This window comes from Gordonia sp. UBA7860 (genome assembly GCF_002500165.1).
Lineage (GTDB): Bacteria > Actinomycetota > Actinomycetes > Mycobacteriales > Mycobacteriaceae > Gordonia > Gordonia sputi.
The window spans coordinates 81,888-106,309 of the sequence record NZ_DLSO01000126.1; the positions used below are offsets into that span (position 1 = coordinate 81,888).

The following is a 24,422-nucleotide window of genomic DNA, read 5'->3' on the forward strand; positions in this document are numbered from 1 at the left end:
ATCCGGCTATTGAAACACTGAATCAAGATGTGTTTCACTGTTCGCGTCAGGGAGGTGACGTGACTCACGCAGGCGTCGCCCCGAGTTGGCACGACGAGGAGGGGCCGTGACGAACGCACAGCCACAGGAGCAGGCGCAGGAGCAGGCACACCGGGCGCGCACACACGAGTACGACGAGGAAGCGTTGGCGATCAACGCACGTCCCGTTCGGTTCGACTGGAGCGGAGTGCCACTGGAGTACATACCCGGCGAGCCGTACGCGACGCACTTCTGGAACGTCATGCACCTGGTTCTGCCCGAGGGTGAACGGGCCATGGCCGACGTGTTCGCGCAGGCACTTGTGCTGATCGACGACCCTCGACTACGGGAGGAGGTCGTCGGATTCGTCGGTCAGGAGGCCACGCACGCGTCGTCGCACGAGGGGTTCCGAAAGTACCTGATCGCCAACGGGGTCGAGATCGGGCCGGTCATGGCACGCATCGAATTCGCGGTCGAGAAGATCTTCGGCGATCATGGGATCACCGACGGCCGCGCGAGCAGGGCGTGGCTGTCGGAGCGCCTCGGAATCTACGCGGCAGCAGAGCATTTCACCGCGGTGGTGGGTGAGTGGCTGCTCGACAACAAGGCCTTCGACGACGTCGGCGTCGACCCAACCATGCTCGATCTACTCCGGTGGCACGGTGCGGAAGAACTCGAGCATCGAAACGTCGCGTTCGATGCATTCCAGCACGTCGACGGCGGTTACTTCCGTCGTGCGCGCACCGCACTGATTGCATCGACAGGGCTTGCCGCACTGTGGTTTTCGACTGCGGCGTACCTCTACCGCAACGACGCGACCATTGCTCGACGCCGCCCGTGGCCCGTGGCGTTCGCGCTTGCGGCACGTCGGCACATGATTCCCGGAATCTCGTTCCTGTTCGAGCAGATCTACCTGTACCTCCGCCCGGGGTTCCATCCGTCGAGCATGGGCGATATCGACAAAGCCGTTCGCTACCTGGCGATCTCACCTGCGGCGCGGGCGGCAGAGCAGTGAACTATCTTCCGCCACCCACCACAGACGTCGACAATCCGACGCCGGTCCTGCGTGAGATCCACCGGTTGGCGCGGGGCTATTCTCGTGTGTTCGCGCAAGCGCGTCTCGCCGACCGACTCTCGCGTCCCAATCCGGTGCGGCGGGTCGGATTCGACATGCGACTCGACGTGGTCGAGAGTGTCGAGGCGGTCGACGGGGTGCGACTCATCACGCTCGCCCGACCTGACCGATCAGCCCTGCCCATGTGGAGCCCCGGCGCACACATCGACGTGTTCACGCCGTCCGACCGTCAACGCCACTACTCGCTCACCGGCGATCCCGCCGACACCAACACCTATCGAATCGCGGCGCGGCGCATACCCGATGGAGTCGGCTCGGCGGAGATGCACGTGCTGCGAGCTGACGATCAGCTACGAATCCGGGGACCGCGCAACGCATTCAACTTCGTCGCCACCGCACAGTGTCTCTTCGTTGCGGGCGGGATCGGCATCACCCCGATCCTCGCGATGGTCCGCGAAGCACACGCGCGCGGCCTCGACTGGCACCTCGTCTACACGGGCAGGTCGCGGGCGACGATGCCGTTCCTCAACGAGCTGCTCGCGCTCGATCGCGACCGGGTGCGCGTTCACGCCGACGACGTCGACGGCCCGCCCGACATGGCCGACCTCCTCGGCGTGGGCATCGGGAGCGGCAGCGACACCGCGCCGATCTACCTGTGCGGACCGTCGAGCATGCTCGCCGCGGCGCGACGCCTCGTGGTGGAGCACGCCCCCGGACGTGAGCTACACAGCGAAAGGTTCAGTCCGCCACCGGTTGTCGACGGCTGGCCGTTCCGGATCGACTTCGCCTCGGGCGGCTCGGTCGGTGTGGCCGCAGACGAGAGCGCCCTCGCGGCGATCCGCCGTGTGCGACCCGACGTGCGCTACTCATGCCAGCAGGGCTTCTGCGGGGCGTGTCGCGTGCGGGTGCTCGCCGGTGCCGTCGAGCACCACGACCGCGTGCTGATCGGTGACGAACGCGACGATTCGATGATGATCTGCGTCTCGCGCGCAGCAGACGACCACGTTGTCGTCGACCTCTAGGAGGAACCACACAGTGCACGATTCAGCCCGACAACAGCCTGTCCACCACGATTCAGGCCGGCAAGCCCCAACCCAACACGATCCGGCCAGGCGGCACTTCCGCGTGGCGATCATCGGCGCGGGATTCGGCGGCATCGGCGCCGCGATTCGATGCTTGCAGAACGGATTCGACGACCTCGTCGTGTTCGAGCGCGCCGCAGCCGTCGGTGGAACCTGGGAGGTCAACACGTATCCCGGTGCGCAGTGCGACATCCCGTCGGTTCTGTACTCGTTCTCGTTCGCACCCAACCCGGACTGGACGCGCCTGTATCCGTTGCAGCGTGAGATCCAGGCGTACATCGCCCGGTGCGCCGCGGACTTCGGCGTCACACCCCACATCCGGTGCGGTCACGACGTCACCGATGCGTCGTGGGACGACCTCGCGCAGGTGTGGCGACTGACGGTCAACGGATCGTCGTTCACCGCTGATGTCCTCGTCGGCGCGACGGGTCCGTTCAGCGAGCCGTCCCGTCCCGACATTCCCGGACTCGACGACTTCGACGGCGACGTCTTCCACTCCGCGCAGTGGGATCACGACTGGTCGCCGACCGGCAAGCGGGTGGCCGTCATCGGAACCGGCGCATCCGCGGTGCAATTCGTGCCTCAGATGCAGCCACAGGTAGCGCATCTGACCCTGTTCCAGCGCACGCCCACGTGGATACTCCCGCATCCGGATCGGCCGATTTCGCAGCGCGTACGGACCATGTTCGCGCGGGTACCGGCCACCCAACGTGCACTGCGCGGAGCCTGCTCGCTCGTGCAGGAAATGATGGTGCCCGGCCTGGTGAGCCATCCTGCGCTACTGAAACCTGCTGCAGCACTGGGCCGGTGGCATCTGCGTCGGCAGGTGGCCGACGAGACGCTGCGGGCGGAGTTGACTCCGACATACTCCTTCGGGTGCAAGCGACCGACCTTCTCCAACAGGTACTACCCGGCGTTGACCGCACCGAACGCTGCGGTGGTCTCCGAGGCGATAGTCGGGGTACGGGCCGAGGGCATCGAGACGGCCGACGGTCGCGTCCACGAGGTCGACACCATCCTCCTCGGTACCGGCTTCAAACTCGCGGCGGGGGAGGGCTTCTCGCGCATCCACGGTGCGGACGGCCGCAGCCTGTCGCAGGTGTGGGGCAACGGCGAGATGAAGGCGTACCGCGGCACGAGCGTCGCGGGGTTCCCGAATCTCTTCATGATCCTCGGACCCAACTCGGTGGTCTATACCTCGCAGGTGGTCACCATCGAAGCGCAGGTCGACTATCTGATCGACGCTCTGAAGACCATGCGCCGGAGGGGAATCCGCAGTTTCGATGTCACACAGTCGGCCCAGGCCCGGTTTGTGAACGAGGTCGATAAAGGCCTCGAGGACTCCGTGTGGAACACCGGTGGCTGCTCGAGCTACTACCTCAGTCCGTCGGGGCGCAACTTCACGTTCTGGCCGGGTTACGTCTTCACCTTCAGGCGGGCGATGAAACACGTGAACTGGGATGACTTCGACGTCCGAACGGGCGTATCACATCGACACGGGGCGTCGCCGACGCGTGAGGCGGTGTTCGGATGAGTCGCACGGACATTCGGGGTTCGGTGGTGCTCGTCACCGGTGCGGCACAGGGCATCGGCTTGCGCACCGCGCACCGCCTCGTCGACTCCGGAGCGCAGGTGGTGCTGACCGATGTCGACGCTGCCGCATTGGAATCCGCGAGTACCGGTTTCCCCAACGAATCCGCCCACGCGGTGGAAGCTGATGTGCGCCAATTGGATTCGATGGCCGCCGCCGTCGACAAGGCAGTCGGCAGGTTCGGCCGTCTCGACCACGTTGTCGCCAACGCAGGTATCACGCCACCGACGGCGACGCTACGCGGGGTCGACCCGGCAGCCTTCGACCGCGTCGTCGACGTCAACCTGCGCGGAGTGTTCAACACCGTGCGCGCATGCATGGAGCCGGTGATCGCCGCACGTGGACACATGCAGCTGATTGCCTCGTGCGCGGCCTTCGCTCCCGGGATGGGAGGGTCGGCATACATGATCACCAAATCGGGGGTGGAACAACTCGGGCGTGCGTTGCGCATCGAACTGTCGGCGTACGGCGCCTCCGCGGGCATCGCGTACTTCGGCATCGTCGAGACCGATATGACGCGGGCGACGCTCGACGACGACCCGATCGGAAAGGAGATCGGCGGTCAACTGCCGTGGCCGCTGAATCGTCGGATCACAGCGGACGACGCCGCCACAGTCCTGGTCGACGCAATCCATTCACGAAGGGGACAGGTCGTCGCACCCCGGCAGTGGTCGGTGTACTCGGCACTTCGAGGACTCATCAATCCGCTGCTCGACGAGAAGCTCACACGCGACGCGTCGATTCATCGGATCGTCAGGCACCTCGACGACGCCGTCGCGCCGAGATCAGAGGGTGCGTGAGGTTCACGCCGCCGGTGGCGGATCCGTCGCGACCTTGGCCTTCTTCAGCGTCCGGTTGAGCTGGTACATCCGCGCGCCTCCCGCCATCGCGACGATCAACGCGCCTGCGATCGCCGCGATCAGCAGGCTGACGCCGACAGGCAGGTTGACCTCCCAGAACAGGATGTCGATGCGTTGCGATTCCAGGTTCTGCAGGATGAAGACCAGCAGCAGGATCGTGATGATCGCCCCGACTACCAGGCCTGTGAAGGCAGCGCGCGTACGCGTGTGCTCGACCTTCTCGATTTTGGTCCGCAACTCCTGCCGTTCGGCCAGTAGAGCCTGATGCTCGGTCGGGTCGACGGTTGGCGTCACGTCGGGTTCGGTCACGTCGTGGTTGGCCCTGCGCTTGTCGCCGTGGTTCATACACCCATGATGACATGCGACAATGGATTCATGACGTCATTGCCGCTCGTGTTCACCGCGCCCAAGAAGGGACTTCCGCCGACGCACTTCGCTGATCTCGATGTCGACGGTCGGCGCGCGGTCATCACTGATCTCGGCCTGCCGAAATTCCGTGCAGACCAGTTGGCTCGGCAGTACTACTCGCGGCTCAATGGCGACGTCGAGGAGATGACCGATCTTCCGGCTTCTGCGCGCGCCGCTGTCGCGGAGGCGCTGTTTCCGCAGCTGCTCACGCCTGTTCGTCATATCGCCTGCGACGACGGCAGCACACGCAAAACCCTGTGGCGCCTGCACGACGGCACCCTGCTCGAGAGCGTCCTGATGCGATACAGCGATCGCAATACCCTGTGCATCTCCAGCCAGGCTGGATGCGGAATGGCCTGCCCGTTCTGCGCGACCGGGCAGGGCGGACTCGACCGCAACCTGTCGACCGGTGAGATCGTCGATCAGGTGCGGGTGGCAGCGCGAGCGTTGCGCGACGGCGAGTTCGGCGATGCAGGCAGGCTCTCGAACGTGGTCTTCATGGGCATGGGTGAGCCCCTGGCCAACTACAAGCGCGTCGTCTCCGCTGTCCGACAGATCACCGCGCCGAGTCCGGAGGGACTTGGAATCTCTGCACGCTCGGTGACCGTGTCGACCGTCGGCCTCGCGCCCGCGATTCGACGCCTCGCCGACGAGGGATTGTCGGTGACGCTTGCGGTGTCTCTGCACACCCCGGACGACGAACTGCGCGACACCCTTGTGCCGGTCAACAATCGCTGGTCGGTGCAGGAAGTTCTCGACGCCGCCAGGTATTACGCCGACACCACCGGCCGTCGGGTCTCGATCGAGTACGCCTTGATCCGCGACGTCAACGATCAGCCGTGGCGAGCCGACATGTTGGGCAGCAAGCTACACAAGGCACTCGGGTCGCTGGTGCACGTGAACCTGATCCCGCTCAACCCGACGCCCGGCTCGCAGTGGGATGCGAGCCCGAAGGACGTCGAACGGGAGTTCGTTCGACGCGTGCGCGCGCAGGGGGTCTCGTGCACCGTGCGCGACACACGTGGGCAGGAGATCGCCGCGGCGTGCGGCCAACTCGCTGCCGAGGAGACGAGCGGTTAGACGCTCAGCTCCACTTCTTCTTCTTGAACATCTTGTAGAGCAGGATGCACGCGAGCGCGACCGCGATGACGATCAGGTAGATGTCCTCGACGTGGCCGACCTGGTTGCCGATCAGCATGAACAGCAGCGCTGCGACGCAGAACCAGCCTGCGGCGTACATCGACTTCGTCGCGGTGCCGTGCCAGCCGAACCGCGCCGAGGGTGCATCCTCGGGCTCGTGCTTCCAGCCGGTGTCGATCTGCTTGTGCTGCTCGTGCTCGACCTCGGTGCTTGCCACGGTGGCTCCTCACTGCGAAACAACTGACACTTCTGCCCAACTACAGATGTCCGACGACGATCAGTAGTAGTTCACGATGAGCATAGCGGCCGCGTCGTTGCCCCGTCGCACGGCCACGCGCGATCTGGGAGAGAATGCCGGGATGCTCCCGACGACACGCTCGCTGACCGACTACCGCACCGAGAACTACCCCCGCGACATGATCGGGTACGGACGTACCACCCCCGATCCGCAGTGGCCGGGCGACGCGAAGATCGCGGTGCAGTTCGTCCTCAACTACGAGGAGGGCAGCGAGAACAACGTCCTCGAGAATGACCGCGGCAGCGAGACCTTTCTCTCCGAGATGGTCGGTGCGCAGTCGTTTCCCAATCGGCACATGAGCATGGAGTCGCTCTACGAGTACGGCTCGCGCGCGGGGGTGTGGCGCATCCTGCGCACGTTTTCTCGACGCGGATTGCCGCTGACGATCTTCGCCGTCGCACAGGCGATGGCGCGCAATCCGGAGGTCGCGGCGGCATTCGTCGAGCGCGGCGACGAGATCGCGTGTCACGGGTATCGCTGGCTGAACTACCAGATGGTCGACGAGCACGTCGAGCGCGAGCACATGCGCGCGGCAATCGAGCTGCTGACCGAGATCACCGGGTCGCGCCCGCTCGGTTGGTACACCGGCAGAGACTCACCGAAGACGCGCGATCTGGTCGTCGAGTACGGGGGATTCGCCTACGACTCCGACAGCTACGCCGACGACCTGCCGTACTGGGTCAAGGTGCCCAGGCGCACCGCTGGTGTGATCGAGGACGTCGACCATCTCGTCGTGCCCTACACGATGGACACCAACGACATGCGGTTCGCGTCGCCCGGCGGTTTTCCCTCCGGCGAGCAGTTCTACGCACAGCTGCGTGACGCCTTCGACGTGCTCTATCGCGAGGGACTCGACGGATCACCCAAGATGTTGTCGGTAGGCCTGCACTGTCGGGTCGTCGGACGTCCGGCACGGTTGGCCGCGCTCGAGCGTTTCCTCGACCACGTGCAGTCTCACGACGGCGTCTGGATACCTCGACGCATCGAGATCGCCGAACACTGGCGAAAGGTCCACCCGCCTGCCTGAGTTGCCCGGTGAGTGACAATGGTCCGGTGAGCACACGCGTACTGATTCTCGGCTCGACCGGCTCGATAGGGGTTCAGGCCCTCGAGGTGATCGCCGAGCATCCCGACCGATTCGAGGTGGTCGGTCTCGGTGCAGGCGGCGGCAACCTCGACCTTCTGGCCGAGCAGGCGCGCTCGACCGGCCTGACAGCGGATCGGATCGCCGTCGCCGACCCGGTCGCCGCGGAGAAGCTCGCAGCTGAACTGGGCGACGGCGTCCTCGGTGGGGCGGAGGCCATGTGCAGGCTCGTCGAGAGCGTCGACGCCGACGTCGTGCTCAATGCGATCGTCGGATCGATCGGGCTGCGGCCCAGTCTCGCCACGCTGGAGTCCGGCGCTCGGTTGGCGCTCGCGAACAAGGAGTCGCTTGTCGCGGGCGGGTCACTGGTTCTCGACGCCGCATCCCCGGGGCAAATCGTCCCCGTCGACTCCGAGCATTCGGCGATCGCACAGTGTCTGCGAGCGGGGGCAGCCGACGAGGTGTCGCGGCTGGTGCTGACCGCATCCGGTGGGCCCTTCCGTGGGTGGACCAGCGAGCAACTCGTCGACGTCACGCCTGAGCAGGCCGGTAAGCATCCGACCTGGTCGATGGGTCCGCTCATCACGTTGAACTCCGCGACGCTGGTCAACAAGGCGCTCGAGGTGATCGAGGCACACCTGCTGTTCGACGTCGACTACGACCGGATCGACGTCACGGTGCACCCGCAGTCGATCGTGCACTCGATGGTGACCTTCATCGACGGCGCGACCATCGCCAAGGCGTCTCCGCCGTCGATGAAGCTGCCGATCGCGCTGGCGCTCGGCTGGCCCGACCGTGTTCCCGGCTCGTCGAGTCCCTGTGACTTCTCGACGGCGTCATCGTGGACGTTCGAACCGGTCGACAACGCCGTGTTCCCCGCGATCGAGCTCGCCAGGGAGGCCGGGCGCGCGGGCGGAAGCCTCACCGCGGTGTACAACGCCGCCAATGAAGCGGCCGCCGCCGGGTTCTTCGCGGGACGCATCAGCTTTCCGCGCATCGTCGAGATCATCGCCGATGTGCTCGCCGTCGCAGATGAATGGCGTGCGCAGCCGGGTACTGTGGAGGAGATCCTTGCCGCCGACGCATGGGCACGAGAGCGCGCTGCGCAGTTCGTCGCACACGCTTCCGCGTGAGAAGGAGACCAGCCCGTAGATCCTGCTGCGGGCCTGTCGAGTTGATGTCGGGGCCGAATTGGAGTTGAGTACGTGAGTTTCGCGATCGGCGTCGTGCTGTTTGCGGTTGCGCTGGTGTTGTCGGTCGCCTGGCACGAATGCGGTCACATGTGGGCCGCCCAGGCCACGGGCATGAAGGTCCGACGCTACTTCGTCGGATTCGGCCCGACGCTGTGGTCGACCAAGCGTGGCGAAACCGAATACGGCATCAAGTTGATTCCCGCGGGCGGTTTCTGCGACATCGCGGGCATGACTCCCTACGACAAACTCGACGACGACGAGCGCGACCGTGCCATGTATCGCCAGAAGCCGTGGAAGCGGTTCGTGGTGTTGCTCGCGGGTCCGGCGCAGAACATCATCCTCGGCCTGGTCCTCGTGTTCATCGTGGCGGTCGCGTTCGGCCTGCCCAAGATCGGTCCCGACGCCAACAATGCACCCGTCTACGTCGACAAGGCGACGTGCGTGGCACCGAGCACCGACGCCAAGGGCGAGCCGGTGTCCTGTTCGGGACCCAGCCCCGCCGCCGAGGCCGGGCTCCGGTCGGGCGATCAGGTCGTCGCGATCAACGGGCACCGGGTCGACAACAACGCCGACCTGATCACGACCACGTGGAAGACGTCCGGCACCGCACAGCTCGAGGTACTACGTGACGGCCAGACCGTGACGGTCGACGTGCCCGTCACCCAGGTGCAGCGGATGAAGAAGGCCGACGACGGGTCGCTGCAGCCGATCACCGTCGGCGCCATCGGTGTGCAGCTCACTACGCCCCCGGAGCCGGTCAACCACTACAACGTCGCGACAGCGGTACCGGGGACGTTCTCGTTCACCGGCCAGCTGCTCGTCGAGACGTTCAAGGCGTTGGTCTCGCTGCCGTCGAAGGTCAGCGGGCTGTGGGCCGCGGTGACCGGCGGTGAACGTGCAACCGATTCCCCGGTGAGTGTCTACGGGGCATCGGTGATGGGCGGACAGACCGTCGAACACGGGCAGTGGAGCGTATTCCTGCTGCTGCTGATCAGCGTCAATCTGTTCCTCGGGCTGTTCAATTTGGTCCCCCTACTACCCTTGGATGGCGGGCACATGGCGATCGTCGGCTACGAGAAGGGCCGCGACACCGTGCGCAGGTGGTTCGGCAGGGCGCCAGGGGGCGTCGTCGACTACTACAAACTGATGCCGATCACCTATGCGGTGGTCATCGTGATGGCCGGGTTCATGGTCCTGACCTTGACCGCCGACATCGTCAACCCGATCAAGATCTTCTGATGCGCGGCCCCGTCAGCCCAGATACGACGGCCGCGAGCGGCCCCGATACGACGGCCGCGCAGACAATCGAATCCGCTTCGAGGAGTACGAGATGAACGCACCTGCCACGGGTGGGCCCACCGCCATCGGTCTCGGTATGCCCGCGGGACCGCCCCCGGTATTGGCGCCGCGTCGCAAGACCCGTCAGATCCACGTCGGATCGGTGGGCGTCGGCAGCGACTATCCGGTCTCGGTGCAGTCGATGACCACCACCAAGACGCACGACATCAACGCGACCTTGCAGCAGATCGCCGAACTGACGGCGTCGGGATGCGACATCGTCCGTGTGGCCTGTCCCCGGCAGGAGGATGCCGAGGCGCTGCCGATCATCGCGAAGAAGTCGAAGATCCCGGTGATCGCCGACATCCACTTCCAGCCGAAGTACATCTTCGCCGCGATCGACGCCGGCTGCGCGGCGGTCCGTGTTAATCCCGGCAACATCAAGGAGTTCGACGGCCGCGTCAAAGAGGTGGCGAAGGCGGCCGGCGATGCAGGTATCCCGATCCGGATCGGTGTGAACGCGGGATCGCTGGACAAGCGCATCATGCAGAAGTACGGCAAGGCGACACCCGAGGCGTTGGTCGAGTCTGCGCTGTGGGAGGCGGGACTGTTCGAGGAACACGGATTCGGCGACATCAAGATCTCGGTCAAGCACAACGACCCGGTCATCATGGTCGAGGCGTACCGGCAGCTGGCGGCGCAGTGCGACTACCCGCTGCACCTCGGGGTGACCGAGGCGGGCCCGGCATTCCAGGGGACGATCAAGTCGTCGGTGGCGTTCGGGTCGTTGCTCAGCCAGGGCATCGGCGACACCATCCGGGTATCGCTGTCGGCTCCGCCCGCCGAGGAGATCAAGGTGGGCGACGCGATCCTGCAGTCGCTCAATTTGCGCCCACGCAAGCTCGAAATCGTGTCGTGCCCCTCGTGCGGGCGCGCGCAGGTCGACGTCTACAAGTTGGCCGACGCTGTGACCGCCGGGCTCGAGGGCATGGAGGTTCCGCTGCGCGTGGCCGTGATGGGCTGCGTCGTCAACGGTCCGGGCGAGGCCCGCGAAGCCGATCTCGGCGTCGCCTCGGGCAATGGCAAGGGCCAGATCTTCGTCAAGGGCGAGGTCATCAAAACGGTTCCCGAAGCCGAAATCGTGGAGACGCTGATCGAAGAAGCGCTGCGGATTGCAGAGGAATCGGGAGAAACTGGTGAGGGTGCGGTGGGATCACCTACCGTGACCGTTTCCTGACGACAGTCGGCTGCCCCTGCTTTGTGGCGACCAGGTCGGCAAGTCGTCGGACGGTAGCCCCCGGGTCGATGGAGGAATGACGTGCTGAGGCTGTTGGGCGACAAACCGCTCGGCGCACGCGACGCCCCCGTGGTGGCGCGCGTCCTCAATGCCGATCCGGTCGCAAGTTGCATGGTTGCGGCCCGTTTCGAGACGCACGGTATCGACCCGAGGCTCCTGGGCGGCGAACTGTGGACCGCCGACGATCCCGCCACGTCGCTGTGCTTTTCCGGCGCCAACCTCATCCCGCTGCTCGGTACGAGCGCCGACATGACCTGCTTTGCCGAGCGCGCCCTGTCGAGTTCGCGGGTCTGTTCGTCGATCGTCGGCGACTCCGAACACGTGCTCGCCATGTGGGATCGGCTGTGCTCTGCGTGGGGTCCGGCTCGCGAGGTCCGACCGGCGCAGCCGCTGCTCGCGTTGTCGGGTCCGCCGTTGGTTGCACCCGATCCGGGCGTGCGTCTGGTCACCCTCGACGATCTCGACGTCTACCTCCCCGCTGCCGTGGAAATGTTCATCGGAGAGGTCGGCGTCGACCCATGCGCGGGCGATGGCGGCCGGTCGTATCGTCGACGTCTGGCCGCGTTGATCTCGGCGCAGCGGGTGTTCGCACGTTTCGACGGTTCCGCGGTGGTGTTCAAAGCCGAGATCGGTTCTCTTTCACGCCGAGTCGGCCAGATCCAGGGAGTCTGGGTCGATCCGGCGCGTAGGGGACACGGATTCGGGGCGGGGGGCACCGCTGCGGTGGCCGCGGCGGTGCAGGCACAGGGCCGTATTCCGAGTCTGTACGTGAACAGCTTCAATCTCCCGGCACGGTCGGTCTATCAGCGGATCGGATTCACCGAGGTCGGCACGTTCGCCACCGTCCTCGTCGACTAGGGCGAGCCTCCCCGGCGCGTGGTCCTCGCGGCCCTATCATCAGCTACCGATGGTGCTTTTGAGACGTCGCGTCGCTTCCCTGATTCCCGTGGCGATCAGTGCTGCGCTCATCGTCGGGGCCACCGCCTGTACCTCGGCGGATGACGGTCCGCGTCAGGCGGCACAGCACTTTCTCGAGGAGTTCGGCAAGCGGGATGTCGACGCCGCCGCGGCGCTGACCGACAATCCCGGTCAGGCTGCGCAGGGACTCGGGGGTGCGTGGTCGGGACTGGGTGCCACCTCGATGACAGCGGAGGCCGGTCGTGCCGACATCAACGGCGACACCGCCGACATCGACGTCACCTATCGCTGGAAGTTGCCCCGCGGTCGCGAATGGACGTACCCGGCCACGGTCAAGATGGGGCGGAGCGATTCCGGCTGGTCGGTCCGCTGGACGTCGACCGACGTACACCCGGATCTCGGTGCGAACCAACGCTTGTCGATGCGGATCGTCGAGGCGCCGCGAGCGACGGTCAACGAGGCCGACGGCTCGCAGGTGATGGTCAACGGAACGGTCGTCGGCGTCAACTTCGACGCGAGGAAGGCTGCGGAGCAGGGGTCCGTCGCCGATTCGGTGACCCGCCTGACCGCTGCACTCAACGCGACGGGCATGTCGCTCAACGCGCAGAAGATCGCCGAAGATTCGACGGCCACAGACGGCGAGTATCCGATCACGCGCCTCGACCACGCACAGTTCGACCGTCTCCGTGACCAATTGGCGATTCCCGGAGTCGTCACCAACGAGCAGGCCGAGCTCGTCTCCAAGGACCCGGGTTTCGCACCCGCACTGCTGTCTCAGGTCAAGAAGGTCGTCGACAGCGAGGTCGACGGCAACGTCGGCTGGCGGGTCGTCACAGTCAACCCCAACGGACTCGACGCGGACGTCCTGACCGACCACGCCGCCACACCGGCGCCGTCGATCTCGTTGAGCCTGTCGCGCGCCGTCCAGGACGCCGCACAGCGGGCAGTCAACGCCACCAACCGTTTTCAGATCGCGATGGTTGTGATTCAGCCGTCGACCGGACGCATTCTCGGAGTGGCGCAGAACCAAGCCGCCGATACGAGCGGACCCATCGCCACCACCGGGCTGTATCCGCCCGGTTCGACGTTCAAGATGGTCACCGCGACCACGGCGATCAGACGTGATCTGGCACAACCGGATTCGCTCGTTCCCTGCCCGGGTGAGATCGAGATCGGTCCGCGAACCATCCCGAACTACGACAGATTCTCACTCGGCACCGTGACGATGCTGAAAGCGTTTGCGGCGTCGTGTAATACGACGTTCGCCCATCTCGCCAGCATGATGGGGCCGTCGGACCTTGCCAACACGGCAGCGGCGATGGGCGTGGGGGAGCAGTACAAGATCGCGGGCCTCGACGCCGTGTCCGGGTCCGTCCCGATCGCCAACGAGCTCGTGGCCCGGAGCGAGGACGGCTTCGGTCAGGGCAAGGTCTTGGTCAGCCCGCTGGGGCTGAGCCTGGTGGCGGCGACCGTCGCCAACGACGGCAAACGTCCTGTCCCGCAACTCATCCTCGGCAAGCCCACCACGGTGACCGGACCGACGCCTGCCCTCGAACCTGGCGTCGTGGACAAGCTCCGCCCCATGATGCGTGCGGTGGTCACCGAGGGAACGGGCACGACGATCGCCGAACAGGGCGAGATCTATGGCAAGACCGGTGAAGCCGAGTTCGACGGTGGATCGCACGCCTGGTTCGCGGGCTACCGCGGCGACCTCGCCTTCGCGACACTCGTCGTCCGCGGCGCCGACTCGAACAACGCCGTCGCGGTGACCCGCGACTTCTTCAACTTCCTGCCTCCGGGCTACGCGACGGCCACCCGCCCCTAGCGGTACGACGTCGAGTGGGTACCCGGGGTCGAGTGGGTACCCGGGGTCGAGTGAGTACCCGGACTCAGCGGCGCCGCGGGATGATCACCGGTTGGCCGGTCTCGGGGTGGTCCCAGATCTCGACGGGGTGGTCGTAGGTCTCCGACAGTCGGTCCGCGGTCATCACGTCGCGCACCGAGCCGACCGCCAGCAGATGGCCCTCCTTCATCAGGGCCACGCGGTCGGCGTAGGCGGCGGCGAGTGAAAGGTCGTGGACCACAAGCAAAATGGCGGCGCCGTTGTCGCGGTGGCTGCGCAAGATGTCGAGGACGCCCTCTTGATGGTGGATGTCGAGGGCCGCGGTCGGTTCGTCGAGAAGCATGATCGGGGTCGATTGTGCGAGCGCACGACCCAGCGAGACGCGCGCCTGCTGGCCTCCGGAGAGCTGTCCGAATGAGCGCTCGGCGATGTCGTCGAGATGGCACAGGCGCATCGACTCGGCGATGATCCGCGGTGAGTCGGCGGCCTGCGGAGTACGCAGCCACGGATACCGACCCATTTCGACGACCTCCGCGACCGTGAACGGCGTATCCGGACGATTCTGCTGGGTCACCAGCGAGCGTGCCCGCGCCAGATCCCGTGCGTGCATTCCGCCGATGTCGACGCCGCCGACCGTCACACGGCCCGCCTGCGGAGTTCGCAGACCCGCCATCACCGACAGCAGCGTCGACTTACCGCATCCGTTGGGGCCGACCAGCACGACGAGTTCGCCAGGCGCGACCTCCAGGGTGACGTCGCGGACCACGGTTCGCCCGCCGAGCTCGACGTCGATGTGCTCGCCGAGCAGCCCGGCCGGTGTCGGGGTGTCAGCGCTCACCAGCCGGCTCCCGCATTCCGACTCCGGCGTAGGAGCAGGAAGAAGACCGGCCCGCCGACGATCGAGGTGAACAGGCCGAGCGGCAGGCTCGCGGGAGGCATCACGGTCCGGGCCGCGAGATCGGCGGCAGCGAGGACCAGTGCGCCGCCGATGACGCTGGTGGGCAACAAGATCGAATGTCTTGGTCCGACGATCAGCCGCATGAGGTGCGGCACGATCAGTCCGACGAACATCACGATGCCGGTGAACGCGACGGCGGCCGCGGTCAGGATGGCCACCAAGACGATGACCTGCCGACGCACCACTTCGACGTTCACGCCGAGCGACGCGGCCTGCACCTCGCCGAGCGCGAGCAGATCGAGCTTGTGCACCAACAGAAACGACGCCGCGACGGCCGCGACGACGAGCGGCAGCGCCACCCACACCGGCCCCCAGCCGATGCCCTCGAGTGAGCCGAGTTGCCAGAACACGATCTGCTCGCGGGCCGTCGTCGACGCGATGAATGTGAGGTAGGCGATGACGCCGAGTGCGAAAGCGTTGACGGCGATCCCGGTGAGTACCAACATGATCGGCGACGACGAGCCGTCGCGCAGCGAGAGTACGTACACCGCTGCGGAGGTGGCGAGCGCGAAGACGAAAGCGACAGCGGCGAGTGCCCACCCGTTCACGCCGACGCCTCCGACGACGATCATCAGTGCCGCGCCGACGGCGGCTCCCGACGACACTCCGACGACGCCGGGCTCGGCGAGGGGGTTTGCCAGGACGCCCTGCATGAGACACCCGCCCGCACCGAGCGCGGCACCGACGATGAGGCCCATGACAATTCGGGGGAAGCGGACGTTCCAGAGCGTGTACTCACCGATGTCGGCCGGAAGCGGTCCGATCGACACGTGAAGGTGGTGTGCGAGGCTGCCGAGGACTTCGACGGGTGACACGCTGACCTGCCCGACGGCCGCCGACGTGATCACCACCAGGACGGTCAACACCAGGAGCGCCACGATCACGACGACACCCGATGCGCGGCCGCCGTGGGTGGTGAGATGTCGCGATCGCGACGGTGAGCGCTGCAGGGTCATACGTAGATGGCCCGGGCGAGCGCGCCGAGCACCTTCCCGGTGTCGGGTCCGAACGAGAGCATCTCGGTCTCGTCCATCTGGACGACACGATGCGCTTTGCCCGCACTGGTCTGCGAGACACCGGGGAGCGCGAGGACGCCGTCGAGTCCGCCGACCGAGTCGGCCCCCTGGGTCATCACGAGGATCACATCGGGGTTCGCGGTGAGCAGTGCTTCCGTGGTGACCTGGGTGAACCCGGGCTTGAGCCCCGATGCGGTCCCGGCGTCGGTGCCGCCGAGCGCTGCGATCAGATCATCGGCCCCCGATTGCGGTCCGGACATGAGCACCAGTCGTGGGCCGCGGATGTAGAGAAACGCCATGCGCGGATTGCCCGACGGATTGGGCACCGCTGCTCGGGCGTCGGCGATCTCCTTCTCGGTCCGCGTCACGAGTTGCTCACCGGCCTGCCGGACACCGAGGGCGGCGGCGACGTCGCGGATGAGGGCGGGGGTGGTGGCAATCGTTCGAGTGGAGGTGAACGCGACAACCGGGATGCCGGAGTTGCGGATCTGGTCGACGGCGCCGGGCGGTGTCGTGTCCTCGTCGACGAGCACCACGGTGGGGTTCAGCGCGAGAACCGCCTCGGCGCTGAGCGTGTGCCCGTTGGTCGTGACGAGGGGGAGTATCGACGCCGACGGAAACGTCGTCGACGTGTCGCGGCCGACCACCCGCGATCCGAGACCAAGCGAGAACACGGTGTTGGCAAGCGTTCCGTTGCGATCGATCGCGATGATGCGGCTGGTGTCGGCAACCGTCACCCTGCCGTGTCCGACGGAGTCGACAGTCGTGGGCAGTGTGGCGCTCGGGGTCGTGGTGACCGGCACGACGTCGGGGTCGGGGAGCGTCGCCGTCGATGGACCGTTGCGTAGATGTGCGGTCGCGGCAACCGAACTGCTCGTCGACTGCTGGATGGGTACGGTGCTACATCCCGCAATAAGCGCGACCAGCGCTCCCAGCAACACCGCGAGCACCCGTGAAGACCTCAATCGCCCGCGACCTCCCACTTTCCCCGACATGCCATCTGTGCCACCTGGGGCAATGCGTCGGCTTAGTCTCACCTTAGTCGTCGCATCGACCGTGACGTCCGAGGGATCTGGCTCTCGACCAGCTCTCGGCGTAGCAGATTGCTACACTGGGTAGAGGTTTGTGGTCAGGACGAGACTTCGAGGTCAGGAGGAGACATGGCGAACGTCGCCGACAAGGTAACTCGTTTCTCATCGGAGCTCGTCGACGCCGCGGCGTCGGAGGGTCGACGCGAACAACGCTCTGCGCGACAGCAACTCGAGCACTGGGTGCGGGTCGGTCGTGAGGTGTCCGACCAGCGGCAGGTCGCCCGCCGTCGTGTCGAGGCCGCACTCGCCGGACGGCTCCCGCTCGGCGATCTGTCGATCGAGGAGGGGGCGGTGTTCAACGCGGAGATCGCGGCATCGCTCGAGGAGTCGCTCGCCACCGGCAATCACGTCGCCGATCGTGCGGCTCGCGGTCTCGCGACGGTCGCACTCGACGACCAGGGCCGCGTCGTGAAGCATCTGCCTGACGGTACGCAGATCGTTCTGTGAAGCGGCTCGACCTCGTCGTCGGGCCGAACGGTGCTGGTAAGACGACGTTCGTCGAGCAGCGCCTCGCGCCGCTCCTACCGGGCAGCGTGTTCGTCAATGCCGACGTGATCGCCCGCGAGCGCTGGCCCGACGCTCCCGAGGCGCACTCCTATGAGGCAGCCCGGATCGCCTCGACGATCCGCGAGACGCTGATCGAGCAGGGCGAGTCGTTCGTCGCCGAGACCGTCTTCTCTCATCCGTCGAAGCTGCACCTGATAACCCGCGCGCGACGATCGGGCTACGTCGTCGTCCTCCACGTCGTACTCGTTCCCGTCGATCTCTCGGTGGCACGTGTCGCCGAACGGGTCGTCGAAGGCGGCCATTTCGTGCCGGAGGACAAGATCCGTGGCAGATATACGCGGCTGTGGGCGCTGGTGTCTGCTGCGATCGGCATGGTCGATCACGCGACCGTGTACGACAACTCGGCTCCCGACATCACGCGGATCGTCGCGCGCTTCGTCGACGGCGACCACGCGGGCACCGCGCGGTGGCCGTCGTGGGCGCCCCACGAACTGGTCGAGATCACGGAGCCTAGTCTGGAGGTATGACCGTGCGCACTGCTCTTCGACCAGGAAAGCCGACACCCATCCGTCAGGTGCCCGACTCCATCGAGCGTCCCGAATATGTGTGGAAGCCGACCGTCAACGAGGGCCACGAGCCGTGGGTGCAGAGCCCCGAGGTCATCGAGAAGGTTCGTGTGGCGTCGAAGATCGCCGCCAACGCGCTCGCCGAGGCGGGCAAGGCTGTGGCACCCGGTGTGACCACCGACGAACTCGACCGTATCGCACACGAGTACATGATCGACCACGGTGCGTACCCATCGACGTTGGGCTACAAAGACTTTCCCAAGTCATGCTGCACGTCTCTCAATGAGGTCATCTGTCACGGCATCCCTGATTCGACAGTGATCGAAGATGGCGACATCGTGAATATCGACGTGACCGCGTACATCGACGGCGCGCACGGCGACACCAATGCGACGTTCCTGGCGGGCGATGTCTCGCAGGAGGTGCGGGATCTGGTGGAGCGCACCAGGATTGCCACCGAGCGTGCGATCAAGGCGGTCAAGCCCGGTCGTGAGCTCAACGTCATCGGACGAGTGATCGAGGCGTACGCGAACAGGTTCGGCTACACCGTCGTTCGCGATTTCACCGGACACGGGATCGGCGAGACGTTCCACAACGGGCTCGTCGTGCTGCACTACGACCAGCCCAACGTCGACACCGTGATCGAACCCGGCATGGTGTTCACGATCGAACCGATGATCAATCTCGGCGGCCTGCCCTGGGAGATGTGGGACGACGGCTGGACCGTCGTCACCGCAGACAAGAAGTGGACCGCCCAGTTCGAGCACACGCTGGACGTCACCGACGACGGCGCCGAGGTTCTGACGATTCCCGACGCGTAGTGTTTCGCCCGGATCAGGCGATGGCGCTTGTGGAGGCGTGAGGAGTCGAGACGTGGGCCAGCCCCCCACGTCACGCCATTGACGATCGCCGGCATCAATGGTTCCTACCATGCGATAAACATCACAAGCTCAGCCGACGAAGTTCAGGCCATACTCCAGTTTGCTTCGGTGATGGTGATCGGAGTTGAGCGCGGTGTGGTGTTCATCGAGCAATACGACGTGTTCGGCACCTCCGCCGCGTCGACAACGAGTTCGGAAACCACCGGAAACCTCGCGACGATGTTCAACAAGCAGCGCTCGATCATCGCCGAAGCCCACTGACTGCGTCCTGGACGTTGGTGTCGGCCGATCAGGCGCTGCGCGCCCCGCCTTCGACGTGGATGGTCTCCCCGGACACAAATCCGGCGGTGAGCAGCCATTCGGCGGCGTCGACGATGTCGTCGACGGTGCCGACGCGTCCGGCGAGATTGCCTCCCGCGACACCGTCGAAGAACGCGCTTCGGTCGGCGTCGGGCATCGCATCCCAGGTTCCGGAGTCGATGATTCCGGGCGAGATCGCGTTCACGCGAATGGGTTTCAGTTCGTTGGCCAGATGGCTGACCGCGAACGAAACCGCTCCGTTCGTGATGCCCATGACCGAGTAGCCCGGCGCGGGCTTCCATGCGGCAACACCGGAGAACAGGGTGATCGATCCGCTCGGCGGCATCTGCGGCGCAAAATGCTTGGCCAGCAACATCGGTCCGATCACTTTGGCGTCGAACGCCTTGGCCGTCGCATCGTGATCGAGTTCGGCGACGGGCACATTGTGATGTGCCGCAGCGGTACTCACGATGTGGTCGACGGCCCCGAGTTCGGCGGCGGCCGAGGCGATCGACTGCTCGTCGGTGACGTCCAACGCGATCCCGCGTGCGTCGCGAAGCTCTGCGGCCGACTTCTCCGCGGAATCGATGTCACGCGCGCCGATGATCACCGAAGCTCCGGCGGCGTCGGCTCGGCGTGCGATCGCCAGACCGAGATTCTTGGCACCTCCGACGACGAGGACGGTGGTGCCGGACAGGTGTGCGCTCATGGCGTGGTCCCTTCAGATCGGTAAGCTGAACATCGACAACGGTATGGATTTGATACCGGTATCTTCAACGAAATCGTCGACGACCTGCACAGATCCAGGAGTCGAGCGGTGCTGGTAGAGGCAACTGACGGCATAGGCGACTGCGGCGAGAGGAAGAGATGGCCAAGGCGTACGACGTGATGGCAGCGACGTGTCCGAGTCGGGTTGTGCTGCACCGGATCGGGGCGCGCTGGACGGTGTTCGTCGTCACCGCGCTCTCCGACGGCCCGATGCGGTTCAGCGCGCTCAAGGCGCATATCGAGGGCATCACCCCGAAGGTGCTGACGGAAACCCTGCGCGCCCTGAACTACGACGGACTCGTCGACCGTCTCGACTTCGGTGGTCAGCCGCCGCATGTGGAGTACCAGCTCACCGATCTCGGTCGGTCGCTGTTGGAGCCGCTTGCGGCCGTGCGGGCATGGGCGGAGGATCACGTCCCCGATGTCGAGGACGCGCACCGACGCTTCGTCGACGATCTCGCGCCGACGCGGACCGACGGGAGCGCCCCGATAGGGTGAGCCGGTGACGGAGTTACGCGGAGCGCTCCTCGTCGGGGGTACGAGTTCCGACGCGGGCAAGAGCCTCGTCGTGGCTGGGCTGTGTCGAGCGCTCGTGCGCGAGGGCGTGCGCGTCGCGCCGTTCAAGGCGCAGAACATGTCCAACAATTCGGTCGTCACGCTCGATGGCGGTGAGATCGGTCGTGCGCAGGCGTTGCAGGCCACGGCATGCGGACTCGCACCGTCGAGTCGATTCAACCCGGTGCTGCTGAAACCGGGAAGCGACCGACGTTCGCACGTCGTGGTCCGTGGCAGACCTGCGGGCGATGTGGGAGCCCGTGACTACCTCACCCGCCGAGCGGAGCTGCGTGAGGTGGTCGCCGACGAACTCGATTCTCTGCGTGCAGAATTCGACGTTGTGATCTGTGAAGGCGCCGGATCGGTCGCCGAGATCAACCTCCGCGACTCCGACATCGCCAACATGAGTCTCGCGCGATCGGCAGACCTACCGGTGATTCTCGTTTCCGATATCGACCGCGGCGGATCGCTCGCGCACCTGTTCGGCACCACCGCACTCCTTGATCCCGACGACCAGGCGTTGATCGCCGGGTACGTGATCAACAAGTTCCGCGGCGACCAGACGATCCTCGACCCCGGCCTGGACACCCTGAGCGCGCTGACCGGTCGCCCGACGCTGGGCGTTCTCCCATTTGTCGACGATCTGTGGATCGACGCCGAGGACTCGTTGGCCGCGCCGGTGGGACGCAGGGTCGGTCCGCCCGAAGCCGCGGGCGCGCACAGTGAGGGTTCGGGCGCGTCCGAGCGGCTGACGGTCGCCGCCATCCGGTTGCCACGCATCTCGAACTCCACCGACGTCGAGGCGCTTGCCTGCGAACCGGGTGTCAATGTCACCTGGGTCGCCGACCCGACGTCGGTGCGTACCGCCGACCTGGTCGTCGTACCGGGAACGCGCGCGACGGTGTCCGACCTCGCGTGGCTTCGTGAACGCCAACTCGACGTCGCGCTGTCTGAACGCGCGGCACGGCATGGCGCGATCCTCGGTATTTGCGGTGGCTTCCAGATGTTGGGCAAACGTATCGTCGACCCGGTCGAAGCAGCCGGGACGGCCGTCGTCGACGGTCTCGGTCTGCTCGACGTCGACGTCCGATTCGAGCCCGAGAAGGTGCTGCGCACGACGACTGGCGTCGTCGACGGCGTCGAGGTCACCGGGTACGAGATCCATCACGGCAGGGTCGTCGACTCGTCGGAGGCGTCGTGGGTCGACGATGCCGTGCAGGGGCCGGAGGGTGCCCGCCGCGGCGCGGTCCGGGGCACGCATTGGCACGGGCTGTTGGCGTCGAATGAGTTCCGGCGCGGCTACCTGCGCGAGGTCGCCGCAGGTGCGGGTAAGTATTTCGAACCGGCCGACGACACCGACGTCGCCGCGATCCGGGGCAGGCAACTCGATCTCATGGCTGACCTGGTGACAGCGCACCTCGATATGGCCGCGATCTGCGACATCATCGGCGGCGGCGCAGCGGGACGAGCGCCGACGATTGCCCACTACCTGGACGGGCACCGGTGAGCGTCGGGGTAGCGGGTCCGAAAGGAGTGAGATTTGCAACCTGTGACCCGGCTCAACCCGCTGATTCATCGGCGGTCCCGCCGCTAGGGTTGGTGGAGTGGAAACTGAGCGGCGCGAGATCACAGTCGGCGACCTGACCTTCGACGTTCGCGTCGGCGGTCCTGACCGCGGCCCGTGGGTGCTGCTGTTGCATGGCTTCCCGGTGAACAGCTCCTGCTACGACGACGTCGCCGACCGCCTGCACGAGTCGGGCCTGCGGACCATCCAGGTCGATCAGCGGGGTTACAGTCCCGGCGCTCGTCCCGAGGGACTCGAGGCCTACCGGCTCGAAGCGCTCGTCGACGACGCACTCGGCGTACTCGATGCGCTCGACGTGCCGTACGCGATTCTCGTCGGTCACGACTGGGGTGGAATCGTCGCCTGGCATCTCGCAGGTAAGCATCCCGACCGGTTCACCGGACTGATCGTGGCGAGCACGGGCCATCCGTCGGCGATGCGCGATGCGATCAAAGACCCGGACGCTTCCGACGATCAGCGCCAGAAGTCGGCGTACATCAAGGATTTCATCGCCGAGGGTGCGGAGGAGATGCTCCTTGCGCGAGACGGCGTGCTGCTGCGTCGCGCAGGAGTGACGGCCGAAGAACTGGCGCCGCTGCTCGAACCTGGGGCGCTCACGGCAGGACTCAACTGGTATCGCGCCAACTTCACCGGCGACGTCGCCGCGACGCTCTCGTGCCCGCCGATCGAAATCCCCACCACCCTGGTGTGGAGCGACGGCGACACCGCGCTCGGCCGGGCGCAGGCGCAGGGGAGTGGCCGCTACGTCTACGGCGATTACCGGTTCTGTGAACTGCCCGGCATCGACCACTGGATTCCGCAGAAGGCCGCGAAAGAGTTGGCCAGCGAGATCTCGCTGCGCTCGGCGGTGTTCTGACGAGATCTTCTCGCTTCAGAACTCCAAGCCGAGCAGCGCGTTCTCCAGAACCTCCGGCATGGCCGGGTGAATCCAGTACTGCCCGCGCGCCATCTCTTCGACGCCGAGGCCGAAGCTCATCGCCTGGATCGCCGGCTGGATGAGCGTCGGCGCCTGTGGGCCGATGATGTGGACTCCGAGTAGGCGGCGGGTCTCGCGGTCGGCGATCACCTTGCATGCGCTGGTGGTGTCCTCCATCGCCCAGCCGTACGCGACGTCGCCGAACTCCTGCACCTTGACCGCGATGTTGTGGCCGCGGTCGCGCGCTTCGAACTCGGTCAAGCCCACCGCCGCGACCTGCGGGTGGGTGAACACCGCCGCGGGCACCACGTCGTGCTGGAAGGTGTCGAGATCTGGTGCGTCCCAACCCTTGAGCAGGTTGGCCTGCACGACGCGCTCCTCGTGGTTGGCCACGTGCTTGAGCTGGAACGGCGAACTCACGTCGCCGAGTGCCCACACTCCACGCGCACCGGTACGACCGTGTGAATCCACCTCGACCCGACCGTCGTCGGTCAGGTCGAGGCCGATCGTCTCGATGCCCAGTCGGTCTCCGTTGGATACCCGCCCGGTCGCCACGAGGAGGACGTCGGCCTCGACGATCTCGTCGTCGCCGAGCGTGAGTCGGACCCCGCCGTCTGCACGATTCTCGGCGGAGACGAGGTCGCGCTCGAGCCGGACATCCCACTTGGCGCTCGCGATGTCGGTGAACCGCGTCGACAACTCGGTGTCGAGTTTGCGGAGCAGCCTCGGACCGCGCGCCAGGATCGTGACCTGGGTGCCGAGCGATCCGAAGACGTGGGCGAATTCGGCTGCGATATAACCACTTCCGAGGATGATCATGCGTTCTGGAAGGTCGGGGAGTCGCATCACGTCGTTGTTGGTGTGGTAGGTCACGCCCGACTCGGTGATGCCTGGCGGTATCACCGGACGCGAACCCGCCGCGATCACCACTTCGCGGGCGAGTACCAGCGCGTCGGCGGTCACGAGTCGGTACAGGCCGTCGTCGTCGCGGCCGTCGAATTCGACGTGCGAGGCGTACACGGTGATGTTGTCGCAGTCGAGTTCGCGGTACTGCAGTCCGCCGGTCGAGATGGGATCGATCCGCCCGAACACCCTGTCGCGAATCGCCGGCCAGTCGACGCCCTCGACTCGGGAATGAACGCCGAAACGGTCACCGTCCGAGGCGATGTCGGCGACCTCTGCGGGGTAGACGAA

25 protein-coding genes are annotated in these 24,422 nt (G+C 66.0%); 18 read left to right on the forward strand and 7 right to left on the reverse strand.

The annotated features are described in order from the left end of the window. The first annotated feature begins 106 nt into the window (after positions 1 to 106). The 4 genes from B3T59_RS16070 to B3T59_RS16085 all read left to right on the forward strand — a co-directional run bounded on the left by B3T59_RS16070 (position 107) and on the right by B3T59_RS16085 (position 4,566). On the forward strand, positions 107 to 1,033 hold the full coding sequence (locus tag B3T59_RS16070) for a metal-dependent hydrolase (RefSeq protein WP_287004286.1): 927 nt from the start codon (positions 107 to 109) through the stop codon (positions 1,031 to 1,033). Next, complete coding sequence (locus tag B3T59_RS16075; protein WP_287004288.1) at positions 1,030 to 2,115, forward strand: PDR/VanB family oxidoreductase; 1,086 nt, start codon at positions 1,030 to 1,032, stop codon at positions 2,113 to 2,115. Before B3T59_RS16070 ends, B3T59_RS16075 begins: the two co-directional genes overlap by 4 nt. Before the next feature lie 103 nt (positions 2,116 to 2,218). Then, positions 2,219 to 3,709 (forward strand): flavin-containing monooxygenase, encoded by a 1,491-nt coding sequence (locus B3T59_RS16080; RefSeq protein ID WP_267626712.1) that lies wholly within the window; start codon positions 2,219 to 2,221, stop codon positions 3,707 to 3,709. Next, complete coding sequence (locus tag B3T59_RS16085; RefSeq protein ID WP_287004293.1) at positions 3,706 to 4,566, forward strand: short-chain dehydrogenase/reductase; 861 nt, start codon at positions 3,706 to 3,708, stop codon at positions 4,564 to 4,566. The genes B3T59_RS16080 and B3T59_RS16085 overlap by 4 nt, the downstream gene beginning before the upstream one ends. Positions 4,567 to 4,569: 3 nt before the next feature. On the opposite strand, the gene B3T59_RS16090 is transcribed toward B3T59_RS16085, so the two are convergent. Then, entirely contained in the window at positions 4,570 to 4,971 is a 402-nt protein-coding gene (locus tag B3T59_RS16090; RefSeq protein WP_005204954.1) for a LapA family protein, read from the reverse strand. A gap of 30 nt (positions 4,972 to 5,001) precedes the next feature. Here B3T59_RS16090 and rlmN point away from each other — a divergent pair, with 30 nt between their 5' ends. Continuing rightward, positions 5,002 to 6,114 (forward strand): 23S rRNA (adenine(2503)-C(2))-methyltransferase RlmN, encoded by a 1,113-nt coding sequence (rlmN, locus tag B3T59_RS16095; protein WP_005204951.1) that lies wholly within the window; start codon positions 5,002 to 5,004, stop codon positions 6,112 to 6,114. Between the two features lie 4 nt (positions 6,115 to 6,118). On the opposite strand, the gene B3T59_RS16100 is transcribed toward rlmN, so the two are convergent. Next, positions 6,119 to 6,391, reverse strand: coding sequence for a DUF2631 domain-containing protein (locus B3T59_RS16100; RefSeq protein WP_005204949.1), 273 nt, complete (start codon positions 6,389 to 6,391; stop codon positions 6,119 to 6,121). 142 nt (positions 6,392 to 6,533) lie between these two features. Between B3T59_RS16100 and puuE the strand changes: the two genes are divergently transcribed. The 6 genes from puuE to B3T59_RS16130 all read left to right on the forward strand — a co-directional run bounded on the left by puuE (position 6,534) and on the right by B3T59_RS16130 (position 14,067). Then, on the forward strand, positions 6,534 to 7,499 hold the full coding sequence (puuE, locus tag B3T59_RS16105; protein WP_005204947.1) for an allantoinase PuuE: 966 nt from the start codon (positions 6,534 to 6,536) through the stop codon (positions 7,497 to 7,499). A 26-nt stretch (positions 7,500 to 7,525) separates the two neighbouring features. Beyond that, positions 7,526 to 8,689 carry a 1-deoxy-D-xylulose-5-phosphate reductoisomerase gene (gene dxr / locus B3T59_RS16110; RefSeq protein ID WP_039855205.1) on the forward strand — a complete coding sequence of 388 codons (1,164 nt, stop codon included), beginning with the start codon at positions 7,526 to 7,528 and terminating at the stop codon, positions 8,687 to 8,689. 72 nt (positions 8,690 to 8,761) lie between these two features. Then, entirely contained in the window at positions 8,762 to 9,988 is a 1,227-nt protein-coding gene (locus B3T59_RS16115) for a M50 family metallopeptidase (RefSeq protein ID WP_287004299.1), read from the forward strand. Between the two features lie 91 nt (positions 9,989 to 10,079). Continuing rightward, a complete protein-coding gene (gene ispG, locus B3T59_RS16120; RefSeq protein WP_251721089.1) occupies positions 10,080 to 11,264 on the forward strand; it encodes a flavodoxin-dependent (E)-4-hydroxy-3-methylbut-2-enyl-diphosphate synthase in 1,185 nt (394 codons plus the stop codon). 81 nt (positions 11,265 to 11,345) lie between these two features. Beyond that, complete coding sequence (locus B3T59_RS16125) at positions 11,346 to 12,182, forward strand: GNAT family N-acetyltransferase (RefSeq protein ID WP_287004301.1); 837 nt, start codon at positions 11,346 to 11,348, stop codon at positions 12,180 to 12,182. 49 nt (positions 12,183 to 12,231) lie between these two features. Continuing rightward, positions 12,232 to 14,067, forward strand: coding sequence for a penicillin-binding transpeptidase domain-containing protein (locus tag B3T59_RS16130; protein WP_287004303.1), 1,836 nt, complete (start codon positions 12,232 to 12,234; stop codon positions 14,065 to 14,067). Positions 14,068 to 14,131: 64 nt separating this feature from the next. Here the strand turns inward: B3T59_RS16130 and B3T59_RS16135 are convergent, their stop codons facing one another. From B3T59_RS16135 to B3T59_RS16145, 3 genes are read right to left on the reverse strand one after another with little or no spacing between them, the layout of a single operon-like run. Then, positions 14,132 to 14,923, reverse strand: a complete 792-nt coding sequence (locus tag B3T59_RS16135; protein WP_005204935.1) for a heme ABC transporter ATP-binding protein — start codon at positions 14,921 to 14,923, stop codon at positions 14,132 to 14,134. Then, positions 14,920 to 15,999, reverse strand: coding sequence for a FecCD family ABC transporter permease (locus tag B3T59_RS16140; protein ID WP_005204933.1), 1,080 nt, complete (start codon positions 15,997 to 15,999; stop codon positions 14,920 to 14,922). Before B3T59_RS16140 ends, B3T59_RS16135 begins: the two co-directional genes overlap by 4 nt. Then, on the reverse strand, positions 15,996 to 17,009 hold the full coding sequence (locus B3T59_RS16145) for a heme/hemin ABC transporter substrate-binding protein (protein ID WP_005204931.1): 1,014 nt from the start codon (positions 17,007 to 17,009) through the stop codon (positions 15,996 to 15,998). Before B3T59_RS16145 ends, B3T59_RS16140 begins: the two co-directional genes overlap by 4 nt. Before the next feature lie 210 nt (positions 17,010 to 17,219). Between B3T59_RS16145 and B3T59_RS16150 the strand changes: the two genes are divergently transcribed. The 4 genes from B3T59_RS16150 (at position 17,220) to B3T59_RS16165 (ending at position 19,365) form a co-directional block, all read left to right on the forward strand. Then, a complete protein-coding gene (locus B3T59_RS16150; protein ID WP_005204930.1) occupies positions 17,220 to 17,597 on the forward strand; it encodes a TA system antitoxin ParD family protein in 378 nt (125 codons plus the stop codon). Then, positions 17,594 to 18,184 (forward strand): zeta toxin family protein, encoded by a 591-nt coding sequence (locus B3T59_RS16155; protein WP_251721092.1) that lies wholly within the window; start codon positions 17,594 to 17,596, stop codon positions 18,182 to 18,184. Before B3T59_RS16150 ends, B3T59_RS16155 begins: the two co-directional genes overlap by 4 nt. Next, a complete protein-coding gene (gene map / locus B3T59_RS16160) occupies positions 18,181 to 19,044 on the forward strand; it encodes a type I methionyl aminopeptidase (protein WP_287004309.1) in 864 nt (287 codons plus the stop codon). Before B3T59_RS16155 ends, map begins: the two co-directional genes overlap by 4 nt. Positions 19,045 to 19,122: 78 nt before the next feature. After that, positions 19,123 to 19,365: a hypothetical protein gene (locus B3T59_RS16165; protein ID WP_287004310.1), complete on the forward strand. Its 243-nt coding sequence runs from the start codon at positions 19,123 to 19,125 to the stop codon at positions 19,363 to 19,365. A gap of 28 nt (positions 19,366 to 19,393) precedes the next feature. Here the strand turns inward: B3T59_RS16165 and B3T59_RS16170 are convergent, their stop codons facing one another. Continuing rightward, complete coding sequence (locus tag B3T59_RS16170; protein ID WP_287004311.1) at positions 19,394 to 20,113, reverse strand: SDR family oxidoreductase; 720 nt, start codon at positions 20,111 to 20,113, stop codon at positions 19,394 to 19,396. Between the two features lie 158 nt (positions 20,114 to 20,271). On the opposite strand from B3T59_RS16170, the gene B3T59_RS16175 reads away from it, so the two are divergent. The 3 genes from B3T59_RS16175 (at position 20,272) to B3T59_RS16185 (ending at position 23,168) form a co-directional block, all read left to right on the forward strand. Continuing rightward, positions 20,272 to 20,670: a winged helix-turn-helix transcriptional regulator gene (locus B3T59_RS16175; RefSeq protein WP_251721096.1), complete on the forward strand. Its 399-nt coding sequence runs from the start codon at positions 20,272 to 20,274 to the stop codon at positions 20,668 to 20,670. 4 nt (positions 20,671 to 20,674) lie between these two features. After that, on the forward strand, positions 20,675 to 22,234 hold the full coding sequence (locus tag B3T59_RS16180) for a cobyric acid synthase (RefSeq protein ID WP_287004313.1): 1,560 nt from the start codon (positions 20,675 to 20,677) through the stop codon (positions 22,232 to 22,234). 97 nt (positions 22,235 to 22,331) lie between these two features. After that, positions 22,332 to 23,168 carry an alpha/beta fold hydrolase gene (locus B3T59_RS16185; protein ID WP_251721098.1) on the forward strand — a complete coding sequence of 279 codons (837 nt, stop codon included), beginning with the start codon at positions 22,332 to 22,334 and terminating at the stop codon, positions 23,166 to 23,168. A gap of 15 nt (positions 23,169 to 23,183) precedes the next feature. On the opposite strand, the gene B3T59_RS16190 is transcribed toward B3T59_RS16185, so the two are convergent. Next, positions 23,184 to 24,422 (reverse strand): mycothione reductase (locus B3T59_RS16190; RefSeq protein WP_287004315.1); only part of this gene is annotated, 1,239 nt, incomplete at its 5' end.

What these genes read in the sequence shown, in the direction of transcription:
- B3T59_RS16085 (WP_287004293.1), top strand. Translation starts at nt 3,706, where the DNA reads ATGAGTCGCACGGACATTCGGGGTTCGGTGGTGCTCGTCACCGGTGCG.
- B3T59_RS16090 (WP_005204954.1), bottom strand. Translation starts at nt 4,971, where the DNA reads ATGAACCACGGCGACAAGCGCAGGGCCAACCACGACGTGACCGAACCC.
- rlmN (WP_005204951.1), top strand. Translation starts at nt 5,002, where the DNA reads ATGACGTCATTGCCGCTCGTGTTCACCGCGCCCAAGAAGGGACTTCCG.
- puuE (WP_005204947.1), top strand. Translation starts at nt 6,534, where the DNA reads ATGCTCCCGACGACACGCTCGCTGACCGACTACCGCACCGAGAACTAC.
- ispG (WP_251721089.1), top strand. Translation starts at nt 10,080, where the DNA reads ATGAACGCACCTGCCACGGGTGGGCCCACCGCCATCGGTCTCGGTATG.
- B3T59_RS16130 (WP_287004303.1), top strand. Translation starts at nt 12,232, where the DNA reads ATGGTGCTTTTGAGACGTCGCGTCGCTTCCCTGATTCCCGTGGCGATC.
- B3T59_RS16140 (WP_005204933.1), bottom strand. Translation starts at nt 15,999, where the DNA reads ATGACCCTGCAGCGCTCACCGTCGCGATCGCGACATCTCACCACCCAC.
- B3T59_RS16150 (WP_005204930.1), top strand. Translation starts at nt 17,220, where the DNA reads ATGGCGAACGTCGCCGACAAGGTAACTCGTTTCTCATCGGAGCTCGTC.
- map (WP_287004309.1), top strand. Translation starts at nt 18,181, where the DNA reads ATGACCGTGCGCACTGCTCTTCGACCAGGAAAGCCGACACCCATCCGT.
- B3T59_RS16170 (WP_287004311.1), bottom strand. Translation starts at nt 20,113, where the DNA reads ATGAGCGCACACCTGTCCGGCACCACCGTCCTCGTCGTCGGAGGTGCC.
- B3T59_RS16175 (WP_251721096.1), top strand. Translation starts at nt 20,272, where the DNA reads ATGGCCAAGGCGTACGACGTGATGGCAGCGACGTGTCCGAGTCGGGTT.